This is a genomic window from Pseudomonas sp. B21-056 (assembly GCF_026016325.1).
Classification (GTDB): domain Bacteria; phylum Pseudomonadota; class Gammaproteobacteria; order Pseudomonadales; family Pseudomonadaceae; genus Aquipseudomonas.
This window is the reverse complement of sequence record NZ_CP087203.1, coordinates 5,636,866-5,661,509: the sequence shown is the minus strand read 5'-3', so window position 1 is coordinate 5,661,509 and position 24,644 is coordinate 5,636,866. Positions and strand designations below refer to the sequence as shown.

The window sequence follows — 24,644 nt, the reverse complement described above, 5'->3', positions numbered from 1 at the left end:
GTAAACCCTATGGCTTGTCTTGCCAGTGGGATGCGCTACCATGGCCCTCCCTTTTTTTGTTGCCTGCCACCATGCACTGTCCCTTCTGCGGTGCCAACGACACCAAAGTCATCGACTCGCGACTGGTCGCCGAGGGCGAACAGGTCCGCCGCCGGCGCGAGTGCCTGGCCTGCGGCGAACGTTTCACGACGTTCGAGACCGCTGAACTGGTGTTGCCGCGCCTGATCAAAACCGACGGCAGCCGCCAGCCGTTCGACGAAGAAAAACTCCGCGCCGGCATGCAGCGCGCGCTTGAAAAACGCCCGGTGAGCGTCGAACGCCTGGAAGCGGCGCTGGTGCACATCAAGCACAAGCTGCGGGCGACCGGCGAGCGGGAGGTCAAGTCCCTGGTGGTCGGTGAGCTGGTGATGGCCGAGCTGCAGAAGCTCGACGAAGTCGCTTACATCCGTTTCGCCTCGGTGTACCGGCGCTTCCAGGACCTGAACGAGTTCCGCGAGGAAATCGACCGCCTGGCCCGCGAACCGGTGAAAGAATGACTGTCTCGGCGCAACAGGCCGTCCTCGACGCCCATTACATGGCCCGCGCGCTGGAGCTGGCGCGGCGCGGTCACTACACCACCCATCCCAATCCCCGGGTGGGCTGCGTCATCGTGTGTGACGGGCAGATTGTCGGCGAAGGCTGGCACATCCGCGCCGGTGAGCCCCATGCCGAAGTCCATGCCTTGCGCGCCGCCGGTGAACTGGCCCGGGGCGCCACGGCCTACGTGACCCTTGAGCCCTGCAGCCATCACGGGCGTACGCCGCCCTGTGCCGATGCGCTGGTCAACGCCGGCGTTGCCCGGGTCGTGGCGGCGATGCAGGACCCGAATCCGGAAGTGGCCGGTCGCGGCTTGCAGCGCCTGGCCCAGGCCGGTATCGCCACCGAAAGCGGCGTGCTCGAAGGCGAGGCGCGTCAACTCAACCAGGGTTTCCTCAAGCGCATGGAGCATGGCCTGCCGTTCGTGCGGGTCAAGCTCGCCATGAGCCTCGATGGCCGCACCGCCATGGAAAGCGGCGAAAGCCAGTGGATCACCGGCCCGGCTGCACGTTCGGCGGTGCAACGGCTGCGGGCCCAGGCCAGCGTGGTGCTGACCGGCGCCGACACGGTGTTGGCGGACAATGCCCGACTGACCGTGCGCGCCGATGAGCTCGGGCTGGATGCCGAGCAGGCAGCATTGGTCATGAGTCGTCCACCGCTGCGGGTATTGGTAGACGGTCGCCTGCGGGTACCGCTGGATGCGCCGTTCTTCAAGGCCGGCCCGGCGTTGGTCGCCACGTGCATGGCGGTGGAAGAACAGTACGCCAATGGCCCCGAATGCATGATCGTGGCAGGTGACGATGGCCAGGTCGATCTGCGTCGCCTGCTGGTGGAACTGGCGGCCCGTGGCGTCAACGAGGTGTTGGTGGAAGCCGGTCCGCGCCTGGCGGGGGCCTTTGCCCGGCAAGGCTTGGTGGACGAGTTCCAGATTTTCATCGCCGGCAAGTTCCTGGGCTCGTCGGCGCGCCCGTTGCTGGACTGGCCGCTGGCGCACATGAAGGACGCCCCCGAGCTGAAAATCACCGAAATCCGCGCCGTGGGCGATGACTGGCGAGTCATCGCCGTTCCCGTCCCGCCGGCCAGCGTATAATTCCCGGCCTTCGCTCAAGCGGCGGCCCGTTCTCGAGGAGGACTCCATGTTTACCGGCATCATCGAATCCATCGGCAGCATCCGTGCACTCACCCCCAAGGGCGGCGACGTGCGGGTCTATGTCGAAACCGGCAAGCTCGACCTGAGCGACGTCAAACTGGGCGACAGCATCGCCGTGAATGGCGTGTGCCTGACCGCCGTCGAACTGCCCGGCAATGGTTTCCTGGCGGACGTCAGCCGCGAAACCCTCGACTGCACCGCCATGAACGATCTCAAGAGCGGCAGCCCGGTCAACCTGGAAAAAGCCCTGACGCCCACCACACGGTTGGGCGGGCATCTGGTCAGCGGCCATGTCGACGGCGTCGGCGAAGTGGTTTCCCGCAGCGATAACGCCCGGGCCGTGGAATTTCGCATCCGCGCGCCGAAAGAGCTGGCCAAGTACATCGCCCACAAGGGGTCGATCACCGTCGACGGCACCAGCCTGACGGTCAACGCGGTGGATGGCGCCGAATTCCTGTTGACGATCATTCCCCACACCCTGAGCGAAACCATCATGGCTGCGTACCGGCCCGGGCGCCGGGTCAACCTGGAAGTCGATCTGCTGGCCCGTTACCTGGAGCGCCTGCTGCTCGGTGACAAGGCCGCAGAGCCTGCATCCGGCGGTAACATCACTGAAAGCTTTCTGGCCGCCAACGGCTACCTCAAATCCTGACCCAAGGGGGTGCCGCGTGGCGCTCAATAGCATCGAAGAACTGGTTGAAGACATCCGCCAAGGCAAGATGGTCATCCTCATGGATGACGAAGACCGCGAGAACGAAGGCGACCTGATCATGGCCGCCGAATGCTGCAAGGCCGAGCACATCAACTTCATGGCCAAGCACGCCCGTGGCCTGATCTGCATGCCGATGAGCCGCGAGCGCTGCGAGCTGCTGAAGTTGCCGCTGATGGCTCCGCGCAACGGTTCCGGCTTCGGCACCAAGTTCACCGTGTCCATCGAGGCCGCCGAGGGCGTGACCACCGGCATCTCCGCCGCTGACCGCGCCCGCACCGTGCAAGCCGCTGCCGCGAAGGACGCCAAGGCCGAAGACATCGTCAGCCCTGGCCACATCTTCCCGCTGATGGCCCAGGCCGGCGGTACCCTGGCCCGCGCCGGTCACACCGAAGCGGCGTGCGACCTGGCGCGCATGGCCGGGTTCGAGCCCAGCGGCGTGATCTGCGAAGTGATGAACGACGACGGCACCATGTCCCGTCGTGCGGAACTGGAAGCCTTCGCCGCCGAACACGACATCAAGATCGGCACCATCGCCGACCTGATCCATTACCGGATGATCCACGAACGTACCGTTCAGCGGATCGCCGAGCAGCCGCTGGACAGCGAACTGGGCCATTTCAACCTGGTGACCTACCGCGATTCGGTGGAAGGCGACGTGCACATGGCCCTCACCCTGGGCACCGTCTGCGCCGAAGAGCCGACCCTGGTCCGCGTGCACAACATGGACCCGCTGCGGGACCTGCTGATGGTCAAGCAACCGGGCCGCTGGAGCCTGCGGGCCGCGATGGCCGCGGTGGCGGAGGCCGGCAGCGGCGTGGTGCTGCTGCTCGGACACCCCCTCGATGGCGACGTGCTGCTGGCGCACATCCGCGAAACCGGCGAGCAGTTGCCGGTGAAGAAGACCACCACTTACAGCACGGTCGGCGCCGGTTCGCAGATCCTGCGTGACCTGGGCGTGCGCAAAATGCGCCTGATGAGCGCACCGATGAAATTTAATGCGATATCCGGTTTCGATCTGGAAGTTGTAGAATACGTGCCCTCTGAATAATGGCCTTGTTCAGGAAGGTCTTCCCTGGTGTGGGAGCGAGCTTGCTCGCGATAGCCGTGTGTCAGGCAACATCAATGTTGCTGACCCGGCGCCATCGCGAGCAAGCTCGCTCCCACAGGGGGCTGCCTCCTGAATGAAGCATTGTATTCATGGCTAAATATCACTGAGGAGCGCGCATCGAGCGCGTTCCGGCTCTTTAAGAGAACTGACGAATGACCCTGAAGACCATCGAAGGTACCTTCATCGCCCCCAAAGGCCGCTACGCTCTGGTAGTGGGCCGTTTCAACAGCTTCGTGGTCGAGAGCCTGGTTGGCGGTGCGGTCGATGCCCTGGTTCGCCATGGCGTGAGTGAAAGCGACATCACCATCATCCGTGCCCCTGGCGCCTTCGAAATTCCGCTGGTTGCGCAGAAAGTCGCTCAAAAGGGCGAATATGCAGCCATCATCGCCCTGGGCGCGGTCATTCGTGGCGGTACTCCGCACTTCGAATACGTGGCTGGCGAGTGCACCAAGGGCCTGGCCCAGGTGTCCATGGAATTCGGCGTGCCGGTCGCTTTCGGCGTACTGACCGTTGATTCCATCGAGCAAGCCATCGAGCGTTCCGGCACCAAGGCCGGTAACAAAGGTGCTGAAGCTGCCCTGTCCGCCCTGGAAATGGTCAGTCTGCTGGCGCAGTTGGAGGCCAAGTGATTAGCGACGAAAGCGATCGTTTCAACCCGCGCGATCCCAAGCCTGCCGATGCCGGCAAGCCTTCGAAAAGCGTCAAGCGTCGCGAAGCCCGTCAGCTTGCGACCCAGGCGCTGTATCAATGGCACATGGCCAAGCAGTCGCTGAACGAGATCGAAGCGCAGTTTCGGGTCGATAACGATTTCAGCGATGTCGACGGCGCGTATTTCCGCGAGATCCTCCACGGGGTTCCGGCGCACAAGACCGAAATCGACAATGCCCTGGCACCTTGCCTGGACCTGACCATCGAAGAGCTGGATCCGGTTGAGCTGGCGGTGTTGCGTCTGTCCACCTGGGAACTGATGCAGCGCGTCGATGTGCCGTATCGCGTGGTGATCAACGAAGGGATCGAGCTGGCGAAAGTCTTTGGTTCCACCGACGGGCACAAGTTTGTCAACGGCGTGCTCGACAAGCTCGCCCCGCGCCTGCGGGAAGCTGAAGTGAAGGCGTTCAAGCGCTGAATGGGTGAGTTTGAGCTGATCCGCAGCTATTTCGCCGCCGCGCCTTGCGCGCAGGGCGGCGACGGCGTTGCGCTGGGGATCGGCGACGATTGTGCCCTGCTGACGGTTCCTCTCGGGGAGCAGTTGGCAGTGTCCACCGACACCCTCGTGGCCGGTGTGCATTTTCCGGATCCTTGCGATCCGTTCCTGCTCGGCCAGCGCTCGCTGGCCGTGGCGGTCAGCGACCTCGCCGCCATGGGCGCCACGCCCCTGGCCTTTACCCTTGCCCTGACCTTACCGACGGTAACCGCCGATTGGTTGCAGGCCTATGCCTGTGGTTTGAACCAGATGGCCCAGGCTTGCGGTGTCGCGCTGGTGGGCGGCGACACCACTCGTGGGCCGCTGAGCCTGACCATGACCGTGTTCGGCCGCGTGCCGTCCGGCCAGGCCTTGACCCGAAGCGGCGCGCAGCCCGGCGATCTGCTGTGTGTCGGTGGTGAACTGGGCAATGCCGCCGGTGCATTGCCGCTCGTGCTCGGCCAGCGTCACACTGAGCCCGCCGTCGCCGAGCCGCTGCTGGCGCATTACTGGTCACCGCGTCCGCAGGTCGGCCTGGGTCTGGCGCTACGGGGCAGGGCCAGTTCGGCGATGGATATTTCCGACGGCCTGCTGGCCGATTGCGGGCATATCGCATTGGCGTCCGGTGTGGCAATCCAGGTTGAACGGGACCGGTTGCCGTTGTCCAAGGCTTTGGTGGCCTTGCTCGGCCGAACGGAGGCGGAACAGGCCGCGCTGAGCGGGGGCGACGATTACGTGCTGCTGTTCAGCTTGCCACCGGTCCGATTATCGGCGTTGCAGGCCGAAGGCTGGCCAATCCACGTGATCGGCAGTGTCATGGCAGGGCAGGGCGTCATGCTGGTGGACGCCGATGGCAGCGACATCACCCCGCAAATCCGGGGCTATCAACATTTTCGGGAGACACCGTGACAGATCATCCCAACCAGGTCCCCGCCGAATTCGTCCCCCCCTCGGTCTGGCGTAATCCCTGGCATTTCCTGGCATTTGGCTTCGGTTCGGGCACTTTACCCAAGGCGCCAGGTACATGGGGCTCGCTGGTTGCGCTACCCTTCATACCGTTGTGGCAGATGTTGCCGGATTGGGGCTACTGGTTGATGCTCGGCATCACCATGCTGTTCGGCTTCTGGTTGTGTGGCAAGGTGGCGGACGACCTGCGCGTGCACGATCATGAAGGCATCGTCTGGGACGAAATGGTCGGTATGTGGATTACCCTGTGGCTGGTGCCGGAAGGCTGGTACTGGCTGTTGGCGGGTTTCCTGGTGTTCCGCTTCTTCGATATTCTCAAGCCATGGCCGATCCGCTGGATCGACCGGCATGTCCACGGTGGCGTCGGCATCATGCTCGACGATATCCTGGCCGGTGTGTTTGCCTGGCTGGCAATGCAAGGATTGGTGTGGTGTCTTACCTGAGGGATCCAGGCATGGGCGTAAGCCGAGCGCTGTTGCTGTTGTTGTGCCTGGGCGCGAGCCTCGGCGCGCTGGCGGCGGAGCCGACGCCGTTGCCCGGCAAGATCCGCGCCGCCAGCGAGGAGTGGACGGACTACACCGAGGCCGATGGCCGGGGCATGGCCTGGGACATCCTGCGCGAAGTGTTCGAGCCCGAGGGCGTGAAGCTGGAGACCCGCAGCGTGCCCTACACCCGCTCGATCGGCCTGGTGCAGCGCGGCGAGGTCGATGCACAGGTCGGTGCCTATCGCGATGAGACCGAAGGGCTGATCTACCCACACTGGCATTACGACGTCGATCACATCTATGCCCTGGGGCTGGCCTCCAAGCCGTCGCCCACGCTGGAGACCATCGGCAATTATCGGCTGGTGTGGATGCGCGGGTACGAATACAACAGCTACCTGCCCAACATCCGCCGTTTCAATGAAATCCATCGGGCGGTGGGTATCCTGCCGATGCTGCTGCATGATCGGGCCGATTTCTACATCGATGCCTTGATGGAAATCCAGGGTGTGCTCGCCAAGGCCGACAATCCCCAGCAGTACAAACTCTCGCCGTTGATCAACCTGCCGCTGTACCTGGGCTTCGCCAACACCGAAAACGGACGGGCGCTGCGCGCGCTGTTCGACCGGCGCATGGAGGTGCTGGTGAAAAGTGGCCAGTTGAAACCGATTTTCGAGCGCTGGAAACAGCCTTATCCTTTCGATGAGCACGGTAAGCCACCGAAGCCGTAATCGATCTTGTCGATAGTAATAGTCGATAATTCAGCCTAAGCGTCTGCCGGGACCTGCTGTTACAATGCCCTCCTCTGCGAATCTCCAGTACTAGAACAGGAGCACACCGGTGCCTGTCGTTTTTGTTGCCGCTTCCAAGCTGCCAACGCCCTTTGCGCAATTCACCATGCATGGTTTCCTGGATGAGGCCACCGGCCGCGAGCACGTTGTACTGAGCCTGGGTGATATTGCCGATGGCGCGCCGGTACTGGGCCGCTTGCACTCCGAATGCCTGACGGGCGATGCCCTGTTCAGCCAGCGTTGCGACTGCGGTTCGCAACTCGAAGCCGCGTTGCAAGCCATTGCCCGCGAAGGTCGGGGCGTGTTGCTGTATCTGCGCCAGGAAGGTCGTGGCATTGGTCTGTTGAACAAGATCCGTGCCTATGAATTGCAGGATGGTGGTGCCGATACCGTGGAAGCCAACGAGCGCCTCGGCTTTGCCGCCGACCTGCGTGACTACAGCATCTGCCTGCCCATGCTCGAACACCTGGGCGTCAAGTCCCTGCGGTTGATGACCAACAACCCGCGCAAGGTCAAGGCGTTGACCGACATGGGCATCGTCGTGGCGGAGCGTGTGCCGCTGCACACCGGCCATAATCCTCACAACAAGCTCTACCTGGCGACCAAGGCCAGCAAGCTCGACCACATGATGGGTAACGAGCATCAGGGCGAGGTCGACCGGGCGTGACGCGGGGTCAGGTGCGGCGGCGGTTGTCCATCAGTTGGTGGAAATACCTGGCGCTGGCGTTGCTGCCACTGTTCGTGATCAATCTTGTCTTCGGTCAGGGCGAAGCGATTCTGCCGGTGCTGGCGATGCCGCTGTTCATCGCCGGCGTGGCCTCGATGTTTGTCAGCCTGCGATTCTTCGGCGCGTACAAGCACGCCTTGATCGCCACCCAGAATGCCCTCGATACCCCCGAAGAGCCCCAGGCCTGGATCACCTTGGCGGCCTGTCGGCGTGTGGCCTTCCTGGTTGCCGGGTTGCCGGCCTGGATCGGTGCCCTGGCGGTGTTCGTGGGGCTGGAGGCCGTGCCGCTGATGCTGCTGGCCTTGTCCTCCGCGGTGCTGTTTTACCTGTATCGCCTTCCGCGTCAGCTTGGCTGATAGACCGCGGCGTCCCTATCGCGAGCAGGCTCGCTCCCACAGTTGAAATGCATTCCTCTGTGGGAGCGAGCCTGCTCGCGATGGCGGTATATCAGTCCAAATAGCTGTCGACTGACACACCGCCATCGCGAGCAAGCTCGCTCCCACAGGGCAGTGGGTTACAGGCCCAGCAGTTGCAACCGCTGGCGCACGGCGGCTTCGATCCCGGCCTCGTCCAGCCCGCACTCGGCCAGCATCTGCGCAGGCTTGGCGTGTTCGACGTAGATGTCCGGCAGCCCCAGGTGCAGCACGGGCTTGAGGATATTCTCCCGGGCCAGGAACTCACTGACCGCCGCGCCGGCGCCGCCCATGATGGCGTTTTCTTCGATGGTCACCAGCAGCTCATGGCCGGCGGCCATTTCGCGAACCAGGGCTTCATCCAGTGGTTTGACGAAACGCATGTCCACGACGGTGGCGTCCAGGGTCTGCGCGACTTTCAGGGCTTCGGCCAGTTGCACGCCGAACACCAGCAGGGCGGTCTGCTTGCCCTGGCGACGGATCACGCCCTTGCCGATTTCAATCGGCTCCAGACTTGTCTCGATGGTTGCGTTCGGGCCGCTGCCACGGGGATAGCGCACGGCCGCCGGACCATTGAACAAATGGCCGGTGGTGAGCATCTTGCGCAGTTCGTTTTCGTCGCTCGGGGTCATCACCAGCATGCCGGGGATGCAGCGCAGGAACGAAAGATCAAAGCTGCCGGCGTGAGTCGGGCCGTCTTCGCCCACCAGGCCGGCGCGGTCGATGGCGAACAGCACATCGAGATTCTGCACCGCGACGTCATGCACCAACTGGTCGTAACCACGTTGCAGGAAGGTCGAATAGATCGCCACCACCGGCTTGGCCCCTTCGCATGCCATGCCGGCGGCGAGGGTCACGGCGTGCTGCTCGGCAATCGCCACGTCGAAATAGCGCCGCGGGTAGCGTTCGCTGAAGGCCACCAGGTCCGAGCCTTCCTTCATTGCCGGGGTAATGCCCACCAGGCGCGGGTCCGTGGCCGCCATGTCGCAGAGCCATTGGCCGAACACGGCGGAATACTTGGGGCCACCGGCCTTTTTCGGGGCAGAGGCCGGGGCATCCAGCGGCTCGAGCTTGGTGATGGCGTGGTAACCGATGGGGTCGACTTCCGCCGGGGCGAAGCCCTTGCCTTTCTTGGTCACCACATGCAGGAACTGCGGGCCCTTGAGGTCGCGCATGTTGCGCAGCGTGGCGATCAGCGTCGGCAGGTCATGACCGTCGATCGGGCCGATGTAATTCCAGCCCAGCTCTTCGAACAGCGTGCCGGGTACCAGCATGCCCTTGGCGTATTCCTCGGTGCGGCGAGCGATTTCCCAGGCACCGGGCAGGCGCGACAGGACCTTCTTGCTGCCTTCGCGCATGCTGGCGTAGGTGCGGCTGGAGAGGATCTTCGCCAGATAATTGGACAAGCCGCCGACGTTGCGCGAGATCGACATGTCGTTGTCGTTGAGGATCACCAGCATGTTGGCGTTGACTTCCGGTGCGTGGTTCAGCGCCTCGAACGCCATGCCCGCCGTCAGGGCGCCGTCGCCGATCACGGCAATCGCCTTGCGATCGCTGTTCTGCAGGCGGGCGGCAATGGCCATGCCCAGGGCGGCGCTGATGGAAGTGCTGGAGTGGCCGACGCCAAAGGTGTCGTATTCGCTCTCGGAGCGCCGCGGGAATGCCGCGATGCCGTCCTTCTGGCGCAGCGTGCCCATGCGCTCGCGACGGCCGGTGAGGATCTTGTGCGGGTAGGCCTGATGGCCGACGTCCCACACCAGCCGGTCGTCTGGGGTGTCGAATACGTAATGCAGCGCGATGGTCAGCTCGATGACGCCCAGGCCGGCACCGAAGTGCCCACCGGTCTGGCCGACCGTGTAGAGCAGTTCCAGGCGCAACTCATCGGCCAGGGTTTCCAGCTCGGCTTCACCCAGCCGACGCAAGCCGTCCGGCGTGTTGGCGCGGTCCAGCAGGGGCGTGGTCGGGCGCTTGCGGGGAATCTCTTGAAACGTCGTGGGCATCAGGCGAATCGTTATAGGTATAGAAAGAGGCGGCAGTTTACCTTATGCATCGCAAGCTGCCCACGCGTTGGCCGGAACTTGGCCGATACGCAGTCTGAAGGGTTGACCCCGTATCAGCTGCGTCGTTCGACGATATAGCGCGCCAGCTCGCGCAATGGCTCGGCCGCCGCGTCAAACGGTCGCAACGCGGCCAGGGCCTGGTCGCGCAACTCCAGGGCGTAGGCCTTGGCGGCGTCGAGGCCCAGCAGGGCCGGGTAGGTCGGCTTGTCACGGGCGATGTCGGCACCCTGGCGCTTGCCCAGGGTCTGGGTATCGCTTTCGACGTCGAGAATGTCGTCCTGCACCTGGAACGCCAGGCCGATGGCCCGGGCGTAGGTCTGCAAGGCTTGCAGCTGTTCAGGCGTGGCCCGGCCGCTGGCGAGGGCGCCGAGCTTGACGCTGGCTTCGATCAAGGCGCCGGTCTTGTGCCGGTGCATATATTCCAGCGCGCCCTGGTTCAGCTTCAGGCCGACCGAGCCCAGGTCGATGGCCTGGCCGCCGACCATCCCCGCCGGGCCCGCCGCCAGCGCCAAGGCACTGACCATGTCCAGGCGGATCTGCGCCGGGCAATCGCTGAGGGTCGGGTCGAGCAGGGCGCTGAAGGCCAGGCTCTGCAAACCGTCGCCGGCCAGGATCGCGCAGGCTTCGTCGAATTGCTTGTGGGTAGTCGGCTGGCCACGACGCAGGTCGTCGTCATCCATGGCCGGCAGGTCGTCATGGACCAGGGAATAAGCGTGGATCAGCTCCACCGCACACGCCGCGCCGTTGGCCTGTTCGGCCACACCGCCCAGGGCTTCGCACGCGGCGTAGGCCAGCAGCGGCCGCACGCGCTTGCCACCGTTCATCACGCTGTAGCGCATCGCTTCGTACAGGCGCGCGAGCTCGGGGCTCGGTGCGTTAAACAAAGTGTCCAAGGCAGCATTGACCCGGGCCTGGCTGCTGGCCTGATAGGCGCCGATCATTCAGGCTGTTCCGCGTCGAAAGGCTCTTCGGTCAGCTCGCCATCGCGCTCGAGCAGCAACTGCACCTTCTGCTCGGCCTGGGCCAGCGCCGCCTGGCAGTCGCGAGTCAGGCCGATACCCTGTTCGAAGGCGGTCAGCGAGTCTTCCAGCGACAATTCGCCGTTCTCCAGCCGTTCGACCAGCGTTTGCAGGTCGGCCAGGGATTGTTCGAAGTCCAATGCAGCTTTTTTGCGGGCCATGGCGGCTATTCCGGTTGACTGTTAAACCGGCGCGACACTAGCAGACATGGGGGTTGGGGGCAAACCAGGGATCGCCCACAGATGAGCGTCATGCAGCTGGGTAATTGATTCTGTACCGAGTACTGCGTCCACCTCCCGGTAATCGCTCCAGGCAGCCTTTTTCCAGCAACTCCGCCAGGTGTCGGGTTGCAGTTGCCTTGGATACCTTGGCCACAGCCTGGTATTGCGCCGCGCTGATACCGTGCTCAAAACCTTTTTCACCGCCGTCGAGCAACCGGTTCAATACTTTGGTCTGTTCTGGCGTGAGTTCCGAGGCTCGATGAGCCTGCCAGAACCGCGTCTTGCTCAACACGCTTTCGATCTGCGCCATGGCTTTCTGCAAGCTGCGCAACAAGGTCTGCAGAAACCAGGTGAGCCAATCAGTGATATCCAACGTGGCCTTCTGACTGCTTTCGAGGACTCGGTAATAGCCTGCGCGGTCGTCAAGGATGCTCACGGACATGGCATAGAAACGGATCGCCTGCGCTTCGCCCTGGGCCAGTGCCAGATCAGTGAGGGTGCGGGTCAGGCGGCCGTTGCCATCGTCAAACGGGTGCAGGGTGACAAACCAGAAATGGGCGATGCCGGCCCGCAACAAAGGATCGAGTCCGCTTTGATGGCGGCTGGCCTCAAACCAGTCGAGGAAGGTTTGCAGTTGTTGTTCGAGACCTCGGCGAGGCGGTGCCTCGAAGTGAACAGTGGGACGGTCCAATCGGCCCGAGACCACTTGCATCGGCTCGTCGCCCCGCAGTGAGCCTACGCGTATCCGTTGATGCGCTAGGTCGCCCGTCTGCTCAGGAAACAGCCACTCATGCCATTCCAGCAACCGCTCGACGGTGAGGGGCTGGCTGAAGTGCCGGGTCGCATCCAGCAAAAGATTCGCCAAGCCCTCGCTGCGCGGGCTGACCGGGTTGTCGCCGGCCCGTTCCAGGCCCAGGCGTCGGGCCAGGGACGATCGCACCGAGCCCACATTCAATTGTTCTCCTTCGATGGCCGAAGAGGTCACGATGTTTTGCAACAACGCGTCCAATTCGTTCTGAGCACTGAGTGACGCAGCGACAGCACCGCTCATGCCGAGTAATCGGCCTTGGGTTTGCACGCATTCGCGTAGCAGGGGCGTCAATGCTTCGGTCTGCCAGTAAAAGGCGGGCCAGTCGGGCTGTTGCCAGATCCAATGGGGTTCCATGAGCCTTTCCATACCGGGAATGAGCCGAATAATAACGTTATTCGGCTCATTTCGTGAGCTGAATAACTTCGCTAATCGGCTCACGCACTCCTCAAGACGTGATTTCCCACACAGAATCACGCGTTCCCCGATTGTGAATAACGTGCCGAATCGCTAACCTTCGCGCCATCTACAGCCCCCGTGTGGCGGGCTCCTGACGAAACCTGAGAAATGACAATTAATGCGCCGAGGAAGGGCGCCAGGTTGCGTTGTGCATGGCAGGAGGCATACATGCGTTTTCTTTCATTGCTGATCGGGCTGATGGTCGCACCGTGGGTGTGGGCCGAGCCTGCGGCCGAAATGTCGGAGCCGGTGGGCGGCTGGCGTTACAGCGGCTTGCTCGATCGCACTGAAAACCCCCAGGTTGCCTATCCCACGCCGCCCATCGACCGGGGCGTACAGCGCAATCGCACGATGATCGAGGGCCGGCTCAAGGCCATGGGCACGGCCCGGCCGCCCCACAGCCTGGCGGTCAACGGCAATCCACTGAATCTCTATACCGACGACGAAGGCCGTTTCGCCCGGCCGTATGCGTTCGGTGCCGGCTCCAACAGCGTCGAGGTGCGCAGTTCCGAGGGCAAATCCCTCAAGCGCGTGCAGTTCTATGAGGCCAACAACCTGCGAACGCCGGCGCAGATCCGCGTGGTGCTCGGCTGGGACGATCCCAAGGCCGAGTTGGACCTGCACATCATTACCCCCGACGGCCAGCATGCCTTCTTCGGCCAGCCGGCGCTGAGCAACGGCGGCGGCCTCGACCCGGATGGTGTCGATGGCCCCGGTCCCGAGATGTTCACCATGACCGCGCCGATGCACGGCACCTACCTGGTCTACGTGAACTACTGGGGCAACTACGGCGATGGCGGCTATAACTTCGACGAAACCAGCAACCAGAACGAGGTGATCACCTCGCAGATCAATCTGGTGCTCAACGAAAACACCGTCAATGAGAAACGCGAAACCTTTGTCGTGCCCCTGCGCGCCATCGGCGATCTTTTGCTGGTCAAGACTTTCAACTACTAATTCCGCTCCACGGATGAACAGGCCCTTGTGAATATGAGCGACAACACTGCTTCCCCGACCGTGCCGACACCTGTCGCTAAACCTGCGCGCCGCTGGCCGGCGTTGCTGATCGGGCTGTGCCTGGTGGCCGGTGTCGCCGCCGGGTTGGGCTGGTTCATGACCAAACCCAAGGCGCCGCCTGCGGCGCTGGCGCTGGAAAAGCTCGGCCTGAGTCGTCCCGACGGCCTGCTCGAAGCCCACTCCCTGAGCCAGTTGCCCAAGGACCTGTTGGCGGTGCCGTTCCTCAAGGCCACGCTCACCGAGGATTTCGTCTTTTATTACCAGGCCCATGCCGACCGCCTGGGGCTGATCGGCAGCCTGCGCCGGATCATCTACGAGCATGATCTGAAGCTGCAGGACAGCCTGATCGAAGAGCTTTTCGACCAGCCGGCCGATGTGGCGCTGTGGCGCGGTGCGGATGGCCGGCTCAAGGATTTCCTGCTGGTGATGGATCGTGGCGGGCTGGCCAAGGTGCTGGAGCCGCTGGCAAAAGTCGCCCTGGACGATACGCAGTTGAGCAAACTCAGCGACCTGAAAGTCGGCGGCGATGAAGTCGCGCTCTACCAGCTCAGCTACAACGCCAGCAAATCCCTGGTCTTCGCCTCCCATGGCGACAAGCTGGTGGTGCTGTCCGATCCGACCAAGCTCTATGACCCGGCCAATGGCGCGTCCGAAGAGCGCGGCAGCGTTTCAACCACCGCACTGGCTGCGCTGCTGGGTGGCGACAAACTCTTCACCGAAGCCTTCGGCCTGCCGCCCAAGGCCCCCGAGGTCAAACAACGCATCTCGGTGAACGCCAGCGTGCTCGCCATGGGCTACCAGCGTTTCATCCCGAACTTCGCCGGGTTGCGTTTCGACATGGACGACAAGGGCTGGCACAGCTTCCTGGCCATGGACGAACTGGAAAACCAGCCGGACTTCGACTTCAAGCCGATCTGGCAAGCCATGCCCATGGGCGCCAGCGCCTGCGTAGCCTTGCCACTGGCCGCTGAACAACAGAAACCGCTGCTGGTAAAACTCGGTGCCGAGGAAAAAGCCGCCCAGGCCATGGTCGACCATATGGCCGGCGCGGCGGGCCTGTGCTGGTACGCCGATTCGCGGCTGTACACGCCGTTGCTGGTGGCCAGCCTGAACGAAGAAGACGGCAAGATCGACGCCGACCTGGGCAACCTGTTCGGCTCGATGGTGGGCGCCTATGAAAACAACGTGGCCGAGCACGCGTTCCCGGTCGTCGAGAAGCAGGAAGGCTCGATGCATCACTGGCAGCGTCAGGTGAGCTCCAACTTCGGCCCTTACCTGGCCAAGGACTCGCTGCAACCCGATGCCATCACCGGCAAGGCATTCATGCGGGTCAGCCTGGCGCGCCACGGCTCGACCCTGCTGTTTTCCCTCGATGACAAACTGGTGGACAAGGCCCTCGGCACCCTCGACAAGCACTTCCCGCCGATGGCCGACGTGGTGCCCAAGGACCTGCTGATGCCATTCTACTTCGGTCCGGACTCCATGGCGCAACTGATGCAGCGTGAAACCCTGGACAGCTTGCCCCAGGACATGGAGCCGGTGTTCTACAACGCCGCGCAGACCTACCTGATTCCGAAACTGCGTGCCCTCGGCGGCTACGGCAAATACGCGCTGACCCTGCCCGCAGGCAGCGAGCCGGACGGTCACTGGCAGTGGTTGCCGCTGGAATGGAAAGCACTGTGACCGGACTGATCCGCAATCTCGGGCTGATGGCACTGTTCCTGGGGGGGCAGGCGTTTGCCATGGAAACGCCGCCCCTGGATGTGCAGCAGTCCCAGGTCTTTCGTGCCTGGTTCGTGCGCATCGCCGAGGAGCAGTTGAGCCGTGGCCCGAGCCCGCGCTGGTATCAGCAGGACTGTGCCGGGTTGGTGCGGTTTGCCGCCAACGAAGCGCTGAAGGTCCACAACGAAAAATGGCTGCGCAGCAACGGCCTGTCCAATCGCTACCTGCCGCCGGAGCTTGAGCTGAGCGACGATCAGCGGCGCCTGGCCCAGCAATGGCAGCAGGGCGGCGGCAAGGTCGGGCCCTACGTCAACGCCATCAAGTTGATCCAGTTCAACAGTCGCCTGGTGGGCCGTGATGTGGCCCAGGCCCGTCCTGGCGACCTGATGTTCTTCGATCAGGGCGACGACCAGCACCTGATGATCTGGATGGGCCGCTACATCGCCTATCACACCGGCACCACAACCCCTACCGACAACGGCATGCGCTCCGCAAGCCTGCAACAACTCATGAACTGGAAGGACACCCGATGGATACCCGACGCAGCCAACCCCAACTTCATCGGCGTCTATCGACTCAACTTTCTCTCCCAATGACCGGTGCCCGCATGCTGCGCTTGTGTTCGAAACTGTCCCTGCTGCTGGCCTTGTTGCTGGCCTCCTTCGTTCATGCCGAAGACACGGTGGAGCCCAGCGGCTACACGCCGGTGGCCGGTGAAAGCTTCTTCCTGCTGGCCGACAGCAGTTTCGCCAGCGATGAGCAGGCCATGGTCCGCCTCGAGGCGCCGGGCCGCGATTATCGCCGGTTCCGCATGGAGCCTTACGGCGGTGCCGATATCCGCGTCTACCGCATTGAAAAGCCCCTGGACTTTCTCAAGCGCCAGAAGAACCTGCACCGCGTCGTCAGCGACGGCCAGTTCAAGGGCGAAGGGCTTTCGAACACCCTCGCGTACCTGTGGGACAACTGGTACCGCAAGTCCCGTCGGGTCATGCAGCGGGCGTTCTCCTACGAGTCCCGCCAACAGGTCACCGAAGAAGTGCCGGAACTGAGGGTTGGTGACGCCCTGGTCGCACCGACGCCCTACGAGGCACCGGCCCAGTTCGCCCTGATCCCGGGCCTGCCGCTGGTCAGCCAGTTCCGTTATCCGCTGTGGCAGGCCAAGCCGATCCAACCGCCTGCGGGCGTCAACCTGGCCGGTTCGTCCAGCCAGTTTGTCAGCGTCGCGCCGGGCAACGTCTACATTCCGCTGGGCCAGCTCAAGCCTGGCCTTTACCTGGTGGAAGCGCTGGTCGGCAAGTACCGGGCGACCACCATGGTCTTCGTTTCCAACACCGTGGCGGTGAGCAAGATTTCCGGCGACGAGCTGCTGGTCTGGGCCGCGCGCAAGCATGAAGGCAGCTCGGTGCCCAAGGTCAATGTGCTGTGGACCGACGGCCTGGGCGTGATGAACAGCGGGGCTACCGATGCCGATGGCCTGCTGCGCCTCAAGCACGTCAGCCCGGAGCGTTCGTTCGTCATTGGCGAGGATGAAGAGGGCGGGGTCTTCGTCTCCGAGAACTTCTACTACGACAGCGAAATCTACGACACCAAGCTCTACGCCTTCACCGACCGGCCGTTGTATCGGCCGGGGGATTGGGTCTCGCTGAAAATCGTCGGCCGTGAATTCAAGAACGCCCGCGATTCGGTGCAACCGGCAGCGGCCGATGTCAACGTCAGCGTGCTGGATGCCACGGGCACCGCGCTGCAGACCCTGGCCCTGAAGCTGGACTCCAAGGCCGGTACCCAAGGCCGTTTCCAACTGCCGGAAAACGCCGTGGCCGGCGGTTACGAGCTGCGCTTCAGCTACAAGGACCAGCTCTACAGCAGCGCCTTCCGCGTGGCTGAGTACATCAAGCCGCACTTCGAGATCGCCCTCAACCTGGCCAAGCAGGAATACCGCACCGGCGAGCCGGTCAAGGGCAACCTCGTGCTGCTGTACCCGGACGGCAAGCCGGTGGTCGACGCCACGGTGAGCCTGAGCCTGCGCGCCCAGCAACTGTCGATGGTGGACAACGAGCTGCAATACCTGGGGCAATTCCCGGTTGAGCTGACCAGCAGCGAAGTGACCACCGATGACCAGGGTGTCGCGACGCTCGAACTGCCGGCCGCCGACAAACCGAGCCGCTACACGCTGACCGTGTTTGCCAGCGATGGCGCGGCGTATCGGGTCAAGACCACCAAGGAAATCCTTATCGACCGCGGCGCCGCGAATTTCCGCCTGAGCGCTCGCCAGCGTTTCAGTGCGGCCGGCGAGAAGGTCGCGTTCAGCTACGTCAATGAAGGCGGCACTGAACAGAGCAAGGCCGTGACGCCGGCCGGCTACGCCTGGGTGCGCCTGGAAGACCAGAGCACCGGCGAAGGCAAGCTGACGGCCAAGGACAAGGGCTTCACCGTGGCTTTTGACCGTCCCGGCACCTACAACCTGACCCTCAAGGACGATCACGGCCGGGTCATCGGCGCCGCCGCGCATGCGGTGACTGGCGAAGGCATCAAGGCCGTGCCGGGCACGGTCGAGATCGTCCTCGACAAGGCGGAATACAAGGCCGGTGACGAAGCGCTGGCGCTGATCACCTTCCCGGAACCGGTCAGCGATGCGCTGCTGTCCCTGGAGCGGGACAAGGTCGAGGCCACGGCGCTGCTGTCCAAGGGCGGCGACTGGCTGAAGATGGAAAGCCTCAGCCCGACCCAATACCGCGCCCGTATCCCGGTGAAAGACAACTTTGCGCCGAACATGACCTTCTCGGTGCTGTACACCAAGGGCGGCCAGTACAGCTTCCAGAACGCCGGTATCAAGGTGATTACGCCGCAGATCGACGTCGCGGTCGTCACCGACAAGGCCACCTACCGGCCCGGCGACACGGTGACCGTGGACCTGAGCACCCAGTTCGCCGGCAAGGCGATCCCGGCGCACCTGACGGTCAGTGTCGTGGACGAAATGGTCTATGCCCTGCAACCGGAAGTGGCGCCGACCATCGATCAGTTCTTCTATCACCCGCGCCGCAACAACGTGCGCACCAGCGCCAGCCTGTCGTTCATCAGCTACGACGTGGCGCTGCCCGGCAGCCCGGGTGCACCGGGCAAGGCCAACCGCAGCGAGCGCGGCGTCAAGGTGCTGGAGCGGCCGCGTCGTGAAGACGTCGACACGGCCGCCTGGCAGCCGGAGCTGGTCACCGACGCCAACGGCAAGGCCCGCTTCACCTTCAAGATGCCGGACTCGCTGACCCGCTGGCGCATCACCGCCAAGGCCATCTCCGACGACGGCCAGGTCGGTCAGAAAAAGCAATTCATCGCTTCGGAAAAACCGCTGTACCTGAAGTGGAGCGGCCCGACCCGTTTCCGCACGGGCGACAAGCCGCAACTGGGCCTGTTCGCGTTCAGCCAATCGGATAAACCGCTGAAGGCGGAACTGCTGATCCGTTACGCCGGTGCCGAGCAACGCGTGGTGGCGGACCTGAAAAAAGGCATCAACTATGTGGCACTGCCGGCCATGGAGTTGAGCAGCGGCGACCTCAGCGTCCAGTTGCAGTTGAACGGTGAAACCCAGGACGCCCTGGCCGTTCACCTGAACGGCAGTGGCAATGGTTGGCAGGTCACACAGAGCCAGCGTCTCGACGTGGCCGCCGGCGACACGCCGCTGACCTTGCCGAGCGACGCCAGCGATATCCGTCTGCGTCTGGACGACAGCCCGCAAGCGCTGTTCCGTTCCGCCCTGGATGACCTGTTGAGCTACCCCTACGGTGGCGTCGAGCAGACCGCCAGCCGTCTGCTGCCGTTGAGCATCGCTTACCCGACCCTGGCCTCGGACTCCCAGACCCGCGACCGCTTGCGCCTGATCATGCAGAACAGCCGCTTGCGCCTGGTGCAGATGGCCGGTCCATCGGCTAGCTTCACCTGGTGGGGCCAGGACGGCGAGCCGGATGCCTTCCTGACCGCCTACGCCTACTACGCCGACTGGCACGCCAGCAAGGCGCTGGACATCAGCCTGCCACCGGAACACTGGCAGCGCGTGCTGGAGGTCTACGCCAAGCAGGCCGGTGATACGCCGTTGTTGCAACGTGCGCTGATCCTGTCGTTCGCCAAGCAGATGCAACTGCCGGTGAACACCTTGCTCAGCGGCCTGATGGACGATCTGGCCAAGGCCGGTGCGGGCAGCGCCGAGGGCGTGATGGACAATGGCGATGACAGCCTGGTCATGAACGCGCCGGATTCGTCCGTGGGTCTGGCCAGCGCTCGCGTACTGACCGCAGCCCTCGCCAAACAGGCGAAAGTGCCGCTGCCGGATGCCTTCAACCGTCAACTGGCTGCCGCCCAGCAACAACTGGACGTCAGCCTCCAGCCGTTTGTCCAGGCCCTGGTGCTGTCGTTGCAAACCTTCGATCAGGCCCGATCCGCCGCGCTGCTGGAGCGTCTGTTGCCACAGCAATCCACCCTGGAACGGGCCCTGGCCCTGACCTGGTTGCAGCGCAGCATCGAGCAGGCTTCGCCGGCCGTGGCCCTGGCCCCGGGCGAAGGCTGGAAAGCCCGTCAGGGCGCCACTGGGGAAACCTACTGGCAGTGGCAGGGTGCGCAGTTGCCGACGACGCTGACCCTCAGTGGTGCGCAGGAGCGTCCATTGCAAGCGGCACTGAGCTTCCAGAGCCAGCAACCGCCGGTGGCACCGATGGCGGTGTCCATCACCCGTCGGCTGTCGCGCCTGGTACCGGGCGGCGATGCCTTTACCTTCACGCTTGAGGCTGTGGGCAACAAGCCGTTGTCCAGCGACAGCCTCTACCTGGATGAAGTGATGATCAACAGCAAGGCCAGCATACCGCTGCGCTACGGCATGCTCGAAGTGCCGTTGCCGCCGGGCGCCGACGTGGAACGCACCACCTGGGGCATCCAGTTGCTGGGCAAAGCCGGCAGCGAACCGACGTCGCTGGAAAAGGCGCGCTTCGAACCGGGCCAGATGGCTTATGCGGTGCCGGTGGATGCCCTCAGTGGCGAACTGCGCCTGCGACATCTGGTGCGTTTCTCCCAGAAAGGCCAGTTCAACCTGCCACCGGTACGCTTCACTCAGGTCTACGCGCCACAGAATCAGGCCTGGGAAAAGAAACCGGCACTTGGTCAGGTCACGGTCAACTGACATGCGCAAGCTGTGGGTTGGATGGTTGTTGTGCTTGATTCCTGTGCTGGCGACAGCGCAGGACGAACCGTTGCGTCTGGCCTTCGACGGCCAGTTGCTGCGGGTGAGCCAGACCCAGGTGCTGGATCGCCAGCCGTTGCCCGATTCCCTGCAGACACCGCTGGGCAGTCTGTGGAAGCTGTTCGTCTACGCGTGGCTGGTGGACACCGATGCCCACGAGCCGGCCTATGAGTGCCGTGGGGAGTCGAAGGAAGAGGTCTACTGCTGCAGCGCCGGGAAAAGCATCGGTCGCGATCAGGCGCTGGTGAAATCCTGCGGCTTGTATTTCGAACCGCAGCGGCTCGGTCTTTCGGCCGCCGGTTGGCGCGACTACTGGCAGGCCCGCCAGGCGCCGGCGTGGCTGCTGGACCTGCCGACCCTGCAACCTCAGAAGCAGGTGCCCGTCGCGCAGTTGCTCAAGGCGCTGGCTGTGTTACCGGCCCAGGACCAGGCCCGTCGGGTGTTGCTGGACGTGGTGCTCAACGCGGCGGATGGTCGTCTCGTCGGGCAACTGGGCAGTCGTTTGCGGGTCAAGACCTGGAGCTGGCTGGGCGAACAGGGACCTTCGTCGCGTCAGGGCGGTTTCGCCGGTTGGCTGGCTGACGGCACACCCGTGTGGGCCGGTGGGCGTGGCACCAGCCAGCAGGTCCTGAGGGTGTTCGGTGACGGTCTGGCCACGGCATTGCCGGCGCAATGGCCGGCCGAAACCGGGCGCTGCGTGGAAGTGGGGCTGTTTGCCCGTTATCCGTTGCAGCGGGTCATGTCGGGCAGCCAGCCCGCCTCGCCGGGTCAATTGCGCGGCGACTACCGTGTCGAGTTCACCAACGGCAACCAGTTGGATATCCACAGCGATGGCGAGCTGTTCCTGACGCCCGGCAAGCTGGTGGCGCGACTGGATCGGGAGGAGTACGTCGCCCGGGTCCTGCAACGCGAGGCCAAGGCCGAGCCCGCCGAAGCGGCCAAGGCCCTGGCCGTGGCGATCCGCACCTACCTGCTGCAAAACGCCCAGCGCAACGGCGATTGCCTGAGCATCGACGACAGCAGCCATCGCCAGCGCGTCGCCCCACGCCCGGCGGCACCGGAAGCTCGCGCCATTGCGGCCTGGACCAGCGATCTGGTGCTGGCCGGCACCGATGTCACCTACCACTCCGACCAACCCGGCCCGGACAAACTGTCCTGGCTGCAAGCCGTGGAACAAGCCAACGCCGGCCAACGCTACGACGCCATTCTGTTGCATGCCTATCCGCGTGCCAGCCTCAGCCGCTGGGACAATCCGGTGGCGTCCTGCGAGGCGCTGCCGGCCGCCCAGGACTGGCTGCTCAAGCAGCGCCGAGGCTGGCGTTCCAGGTTGGAAAGCGAAGTGGGCTACAACGAAATCAGCTCATTCGCGGTGTGCCGCGTCGCTTTCGGTCGGCCCTACGTCGACCGCGAGCGCCAACGCATCTACGTCCGTGGCGTGCTGTCGCTGCAGGACCGTCTCGACCTGACTCATGAATATTTGCACCTGGCCTTTGAAGCTCACCCCAATGGCCAGGACGAAGACTATATCGAAGGGCTCGCCCGTCACCTCTTGCTGGAATAGACCATGACACTCCGTTATCCACAGGTCTTGCTGTTGCTCTGCGCCATGACCGCGTTGCCCCTGGCCGTTGCCGCCGATGGGATCAAACTGGACACCCCGATTGGCGGCTGGCGCAGCGGGAAGCCGGGCGGCGAAGATGAAAACTTCAGCCAGACCGTCAACTACCCGGCCTCGTCGGTCAACACGCCCCAGGGCCAGGCCAGCACCGCGCGCATCACCGGCCAGATCAAGGCCATGCCCAAGGACAACAACGATCCGGGCAAGCTCATCGTCAACGGTGTGGCCCTGCCGCTGAAGCTCGATGAGGAAGGTCGCTTCGACCGGCCGTTCTCGTTCCCCAACGGCAGCAACAGCGTTGAAGTGCGCAGCCCCGACGGCCAGCACCGCCACCGTACCCAGTTCCTCAACACCAGTGGCGGCGCCACCCCGGCCAAGCTGCGGGTTCTGCTGACCTGGGACAGCGACGGCACCGACCTGGACCTGCACGTCATCACCCCGGACGGCGCCCACATCTGGTACGGCGACCGCATCGCCCCCAACGGCGCGGTCCTCGACGTCGACGTCACCACCGGCTACGGCCCGGAAATCTTCGCCATGCCGGCGCCGATCAAGGGGCAGTACCAGGTGTACCTGAACTATTACGGCGGCGGTTATCGCAGCGTTTCGGAGGATGAGGAAGGCGGTGAAGGCGACGGCGAAAGCAGCGGCCGCCAGGAAGCGGTGCAAGCCCTGACCACGGCACAAGTCACCGTGATCACTGAGGAAGGCACCCCGAGCGAGAAGATGGAAACGTTCGTCGTGCCGATGCGGGCGGTGGGGGAGCTGACGTTGGTGAAGAGCTTTAGCTATCCGTAAGACCACTCGGCGGTCATGCAAAGATCCCTTGTGAGAAAGATCCCACGGGGTATTTCAGGGGTTGTGAGAGCGAGTAAAAATCTCACGCGTGAGCTATTGAGCGTTATCAAAGTTACCTGTAGTGTTTCTCACGCGTGAGTTTTTCACAGTGGGGTCAATACCATGCCAGACAGCTCTCCAGCAGATTCGGCGAGCCGCGACGCAGAACGCTCCAAACCTGCCGCGAAAAAACCGTCGAGCTTCTACATGAAGCAGATGCGCGCGGGCCTGAGTGCCGCGGGGTATGTGAAACACGAGACTTGGGTGCTTCCCGAAAACCGAAGCCTGCTCAAGCAGATGGAGAAACAGCTACGCCAACCGATTCTGGCTGGCTCAATCATGTCGGAGGATTACATGAGCGCAGGTAACAATTGGAACATCGATCGCCTCTACGGCGCCCTGCAGGCGCTGGACGAAGTGGTTGCCAACGAGATCACCCTCACCCTCGTCCAGGGCTCCGAGTCCAGCATCAAGCTGGAAATGAACGACTTCGGCGGTTTGCCGATCTACATCGCGGTGGTGGGTGACCAGATCATCGTCGACACCGTTCTGGTGGACATCGAGTCGATCAATGACGTGGCGGCCTTCAACGATGCGGTCCTGCGCAGCCGGGAGATGTTCCCGCTGTCCTCGATCGGCATCGAGTCCATGCCCAACGGGCAGGTCGTCTACAACATGTTCGGTGCGCTGAGTGCAGGTTCCAACCTGACCAACGTCGTGACCGAGGTCAAGACCCTCGTCGACAACGTCCAGCGTGCCAGCGAAGCCTTCGAACGCTTCTTCATCTAATTCGCCGAACAGGACCCATCCAATGACTCAGTCCATCTGGAGCAAATTGTTCACCGCGCTGCGTGGCGGTGCCAACGAAGTCGGCGAATCGATCGTCGATCAACAAGCCCTGCGCATTCTCGACCAGGAAATCCGCGACGCCGACACCGCGCTGGCGAACGCCCGCCGTGAGCTGGTCACCATCATGGCCAAGCACAAGCTGTCGGCTGATCGCGTCGGCGAGTACAACGCCAAGATCAAGGACCTGGAGTCCAAGGCCTTGGCCGCGATCCAGGCCAACCGCGAAGACCTGGCGCTGGAAGTGGCCGAAGCCATTTCGACCCTGACCAACGAGCTGGAGGTCGAGCAGAAGCAGACCGCCGAATTCGGCGGTTACGCCGAGAACATGCGCAAAGACATCACCAAGGCCGAAAGCCGCATCAAGAGCCTGCGCCAGCAAGTGGACATGGCCAAGGCCCGGGAAAGCGTGCAGAAAGCCCAGGTCAGCGCCTCCATCGCCAGCGGCGGCGCCAACGGCAAGCTGGAAACCGCCGTTGGTACGCTGAACCGCCTGCAAGCCAAGCAGCAGCAACGCGCGGCTGAGCTGCAAGCCCAGGACGAACTGGCCGATGCCTCCACCGGCACCGACCTGGAGCGCAAGCTTCGCGACGCCGGCATCACGCCGAACGAAGGCAGCGCCAATGCGATCCTGGAACGCCTGAAGAAGAAATCGGCGGAGTAAACGGTTCGAGTGCCCGGGTACAGCGAACCCGTGGCGAGGGAGCC

23 protein-coding genes are annotated in these 24,644 nt (G+C 63.6%); 19 read left to right on the top strand and 4 right to left on the bottom strand.

The genetic code is table 11. The features are described from left to right. Positions 1 to 71 precede the first annotated feature (71 nt). The 11 genes from nrdR (at position 72) to LOY67_RS24610 (ending at position 8,051) form a co-directional block, all read left to right on the top strand. Positions 72 to 536: a transcriptional regulator NrdR gene (gene nrdR / locus LOY67_RS24660; protein WP_013694316.1), complete on the top strand. Its 465-nt coding sequence runs from the start codon at positions 72 to 74 to the stop codon at positions 534 to 536. Further along, positions 533 to 1,666, top strand: a complete 1,134-nt coding sequence (gene ribD / locus LOY67_RS24655) for a bifunctional diaminohydroxyphosphoribosylaminopyrimidine deaminase/5-amino-6-(5-phosphoribosylamino)uracil reductase RibD (RefSeq protein ID WP_265064835.1) — start codon at positions 533 to 535, stop codon at positions 1,664 to 1,666. The genes nrdR and ribD overlap by 4 nt, the downstream gene beginning before the upstream one ends. Before the next feature lie 46 nt (positions 1,667 to 1,712). After that, positions 1,713 to 2,378: a riboflavin synthase gene (locus LOY67_RS24650; RefSeq protein WP_265064834.1), complete on the top strand. Its 666-nt coding sequence runs from the start codon at positions 1,713 to 1,715 to the stop codon at positions 2,376 to 2,378. A gap of 16 nt (positions 2,379 to 2,394) precedes the next feature. Beyond that, positions 2,395 to 3,486, top strand: a complete 1,092-nt coding sequence (gene ribBA / locus LOY67_RS24645; RefSeq protein ID WP_024778362.1) for a bifunctional 3,4-dihydroxy-2-butanone-4-phosphate synthase/GTP cyclohydrolase II — start codon at positions 2,395 to 2,397, stop codon at positions 3,484 to 3,486. A gap of 212 nt (positions 3,487 to 3,698) precedes the next feature. Beyond that, a complete protein-coding gene (gene ribE / locus LOY67_RS24640; protein WP_003206025.1) occupies positions 3,699 to 4,175 on the top strand; it encodes a 6,7-dimethyl-8-ribityllumazine synthase in 477 nt (158 codons plus the stop codon). Beyond that, a complete protein-coding gene (gene nusB, locus LOY67_RS24635) occupies positions 4,172 to 4,672 on the top strand; it encodes a transcription antitermination factor NusB (protein WP_265064833.1) in 501 nt (166 codons plus the stop codon). Before ribE ends, nusB begins: the two co-directional genes overlap by 4 nt. Next, the gene (thiL, locus tag LOY67_RS24630) at positions 4,673 to 5,638 is read left to right on the top strand and encodes a thiamine-phosphate kinase (protein WP_265064832.1); all 966 of its coding nucleotides are present in this window, start codon (positions 4,673 to 4,675) and stop codon (positions 5,636 to 5,638) included. Then, entirely contained in the window at positions 5,635 to 6,138 is a 504-nt protein-coding gene (locus LOY67_RS24625) for a phosphatidylglycerophosphatase A (RefSeq protein ID WP_041022465.1), read from the top strand. Before thiL ends, LOY67_RS24625 begins: the two co-directional genes overlap by 4 nt. A gap of 11 nt (positions 6,139 to 6,149) precedes the next feature. After that, a complete protein-coding gene (locus tag LOY67_RS24620; RefSeq protein ID WP_265064831.1) occupies positions 6,150 to 6,908 on the top strand; it encodes a substrate-binding periplasmic protein in 759 nt (252 codons plus the stop codon). Positions 6,909 to 7,017: 109 nt separating this feature from the next. Next, complete coding sequence (gene ribA / locus LOY67_RS24615; protein WP_144930549.1) at positions 7,018 to 7,635, top strand: GTP cyclohydrolase II; 618 nt, start codon at positions 7,018 to 7,020, stop codon at positions 7,633 to 7,635. Continuing rightward, complete coding sequence (locus LOY67_RS24610; RefSeq protein WP_265064830.1) at positions 7,632 to 8,051, top strand: MFS transporter; 420 nt, start codon at positions 7,632 to 7,634, stop codon at positions 8,049 to 8,051. Before ribA ends, LOY67_RS24610 begins: the two co-directional genes overlap by 4 nt. A 158-nt stretch (positions 8,052 to 8,209) precedes the next feature. On the opposite strand, the gene dxs is transcribed toward LOY67_RS24610, so the two are convergent. The 4 genes from dxs to LOY67_RS24590 all read right to left on the bottom strand — a co-directional run bounded on the left by dxs (position 8,210) and on the right by LOY67_RS24590 (position 12,573). Then, positions 8,210 to 10,108 carry a 1-deoxy-D-xylulose-5-phosphate synthase gene (dxs, locus tag LOY67_RS24605; protein ID WP_265064829.1) on the bottom strand — a complete coding sequence of 633 codons (1,899 nt, stop codon included), beginning with the start codon at positions 10,106 to 10,108 and terminating at the stop codon, positions 8,210 to 8,212. A gap of 113 nt (positions 10,109 to 10,221) precedes the next feature. Further along, complete coding sequence (gene ispA / locus LOY67_RS24600) at positions 10,222 to 11,109, bottom strand: (2E,6E)-farnesyl diphosphate synthase (protein ID WP_265064828.1); 888 nt, start codon at positions 11,107 to 11,109, stop codon at positions 10,222 to 10,224. Next, positions 11,106 to 11,348, bottom strand: coding sequence for an exodeoxyribonuclease VII small subunit (locus LOY67_RS24595; protein ID WP_003185917.1), 243 nt, complete (start codon positions 11,346 to 11,348; stop codon positions 11,106 to 11,108). Before LOY67_RS24595 ends, ispA begins: the two co-directional genes overlap by 4 nt. An 88-nt stretch (positions 11,349 to 11,436) precedes the next feature. Then, on the bottom strand, positions 11,437 to 12,573 hold the full coding sequence (locus LOY67_RS24590; RefSeq protein WP_265064827.1) for a Fic family protein: 1,137 nt from the start codon (positions 12,571 to 12,573) through the stop codon (positions 11,437 to 11,439). A gap of 270 nt (positions 12,574 to 12,843) precedes the next feature. Here LOY67_RS24590 and LOY67_RS24585 point away from each other — a divergent pair, with 270 nt between their 5' ends. From LOY67_RS24585 to LOY67_RS24550, 8 genes are all read left to right on the top strand, one after another. Next, positions 12,844 to 13,632, top strand: a complete 789-nt coding sequence (locus LOY67_RS24585; protein WP_265064826.1) for a YfaP family protein — start codon at positions 12,844 to 12,846, stop codon at positions 13,630 to 13,632. A 33-nt stretch (positions 13,633 to 13,665) separates the two neighbouring features. Then, positions 13,666 to 15,375, top strand: a complete 1,710-nt coding sequence (locus tag LOY67_RS24580; protein ID WP_265064825.1) for a DUF2138 domain-containing protein — start codon at positions 13,666 to 13,668, stop codon at positions 15,373 to 15,375. An 8-nt stretch (positions 15,376 to 15,383) separates the two neighbouring features. Next, entirely contained in the window at positions 15,384 to 16,010 is a 627-nt protein-coding gene (locus tag LOY67_RS24575; RefSeq protein ID WP_413776232.1) for a DUF1175 domain-containing protein, read from the top strand. Further along, positions 16,007 to 20,575 (top strand): alpha-2-macroglobulin family protein, encoded by a 4,569-nt coding sequence (locus LOY67_RS24570; protein WP_265067825.1) that lies wholly within the window; start codon positions 16,007 to 16,009, stop codon positions 20,573 to 20,575. The genes LOY67_RS24575 and LOY67_RS24570 overlap by 4 nt, the downstream gene beginning before the upstream one ends. 1 nt (position 20,576) lies before the next feature. Continuing rightward, positions 20,577 to 22,196, top strand: a complete 1,620-nt coding sequence (locus LOY67_RS24565) for a DUF2300 domain-containing protein (protein ID WP_265064824.1) — start codon at positions 20,577 to 20,579, stop codon at positions 22,194 to 22,196. A gap of 3 nt (positions 22,197 to 22,199) precedes the next feature. Further along, positions 22,200 to 23,051: a YfaP family protein gene (locus LOY67_RS24560; protein ID WP_265064823.1), complete on the top strand. Its 852-nt coding sequence runs from the start codon at positions 22,200 to 22,202 to the stop codon at positions 23,049 to 23,051. Positions 23,052 to 23,297: 246 nt separating this feature from the next. Next, positions 23,298 to 23,879 (top strand): YjfI family protein, encoded by a 582-nt coding sequence (locus tag LOY67_RS24555; RefSeq protein ID WP_265064822.1) that lies wholly within the window; start codon positions 23,298 to 23,300, stop codon positions 23,877 to 23,879. Between the two features lie 22 nt (positions 23,880 to 23,901). Then, positions 23,902 to 24,600 carry a PspA/IM30 family protein gene (locus LOY67_RS24550; protein ID WP_265064821.1) on the top strand — a complete coding sequence of 233 codons (699 nt, stop codon included), beginning with the start codon at positions 23,902 to 23,904 and terminating at the stop codon, positions 24,598 to 24,600. The last annotated feature ends 44 nt before the right edge of the window (positions 24,601 to 24,644 follow it).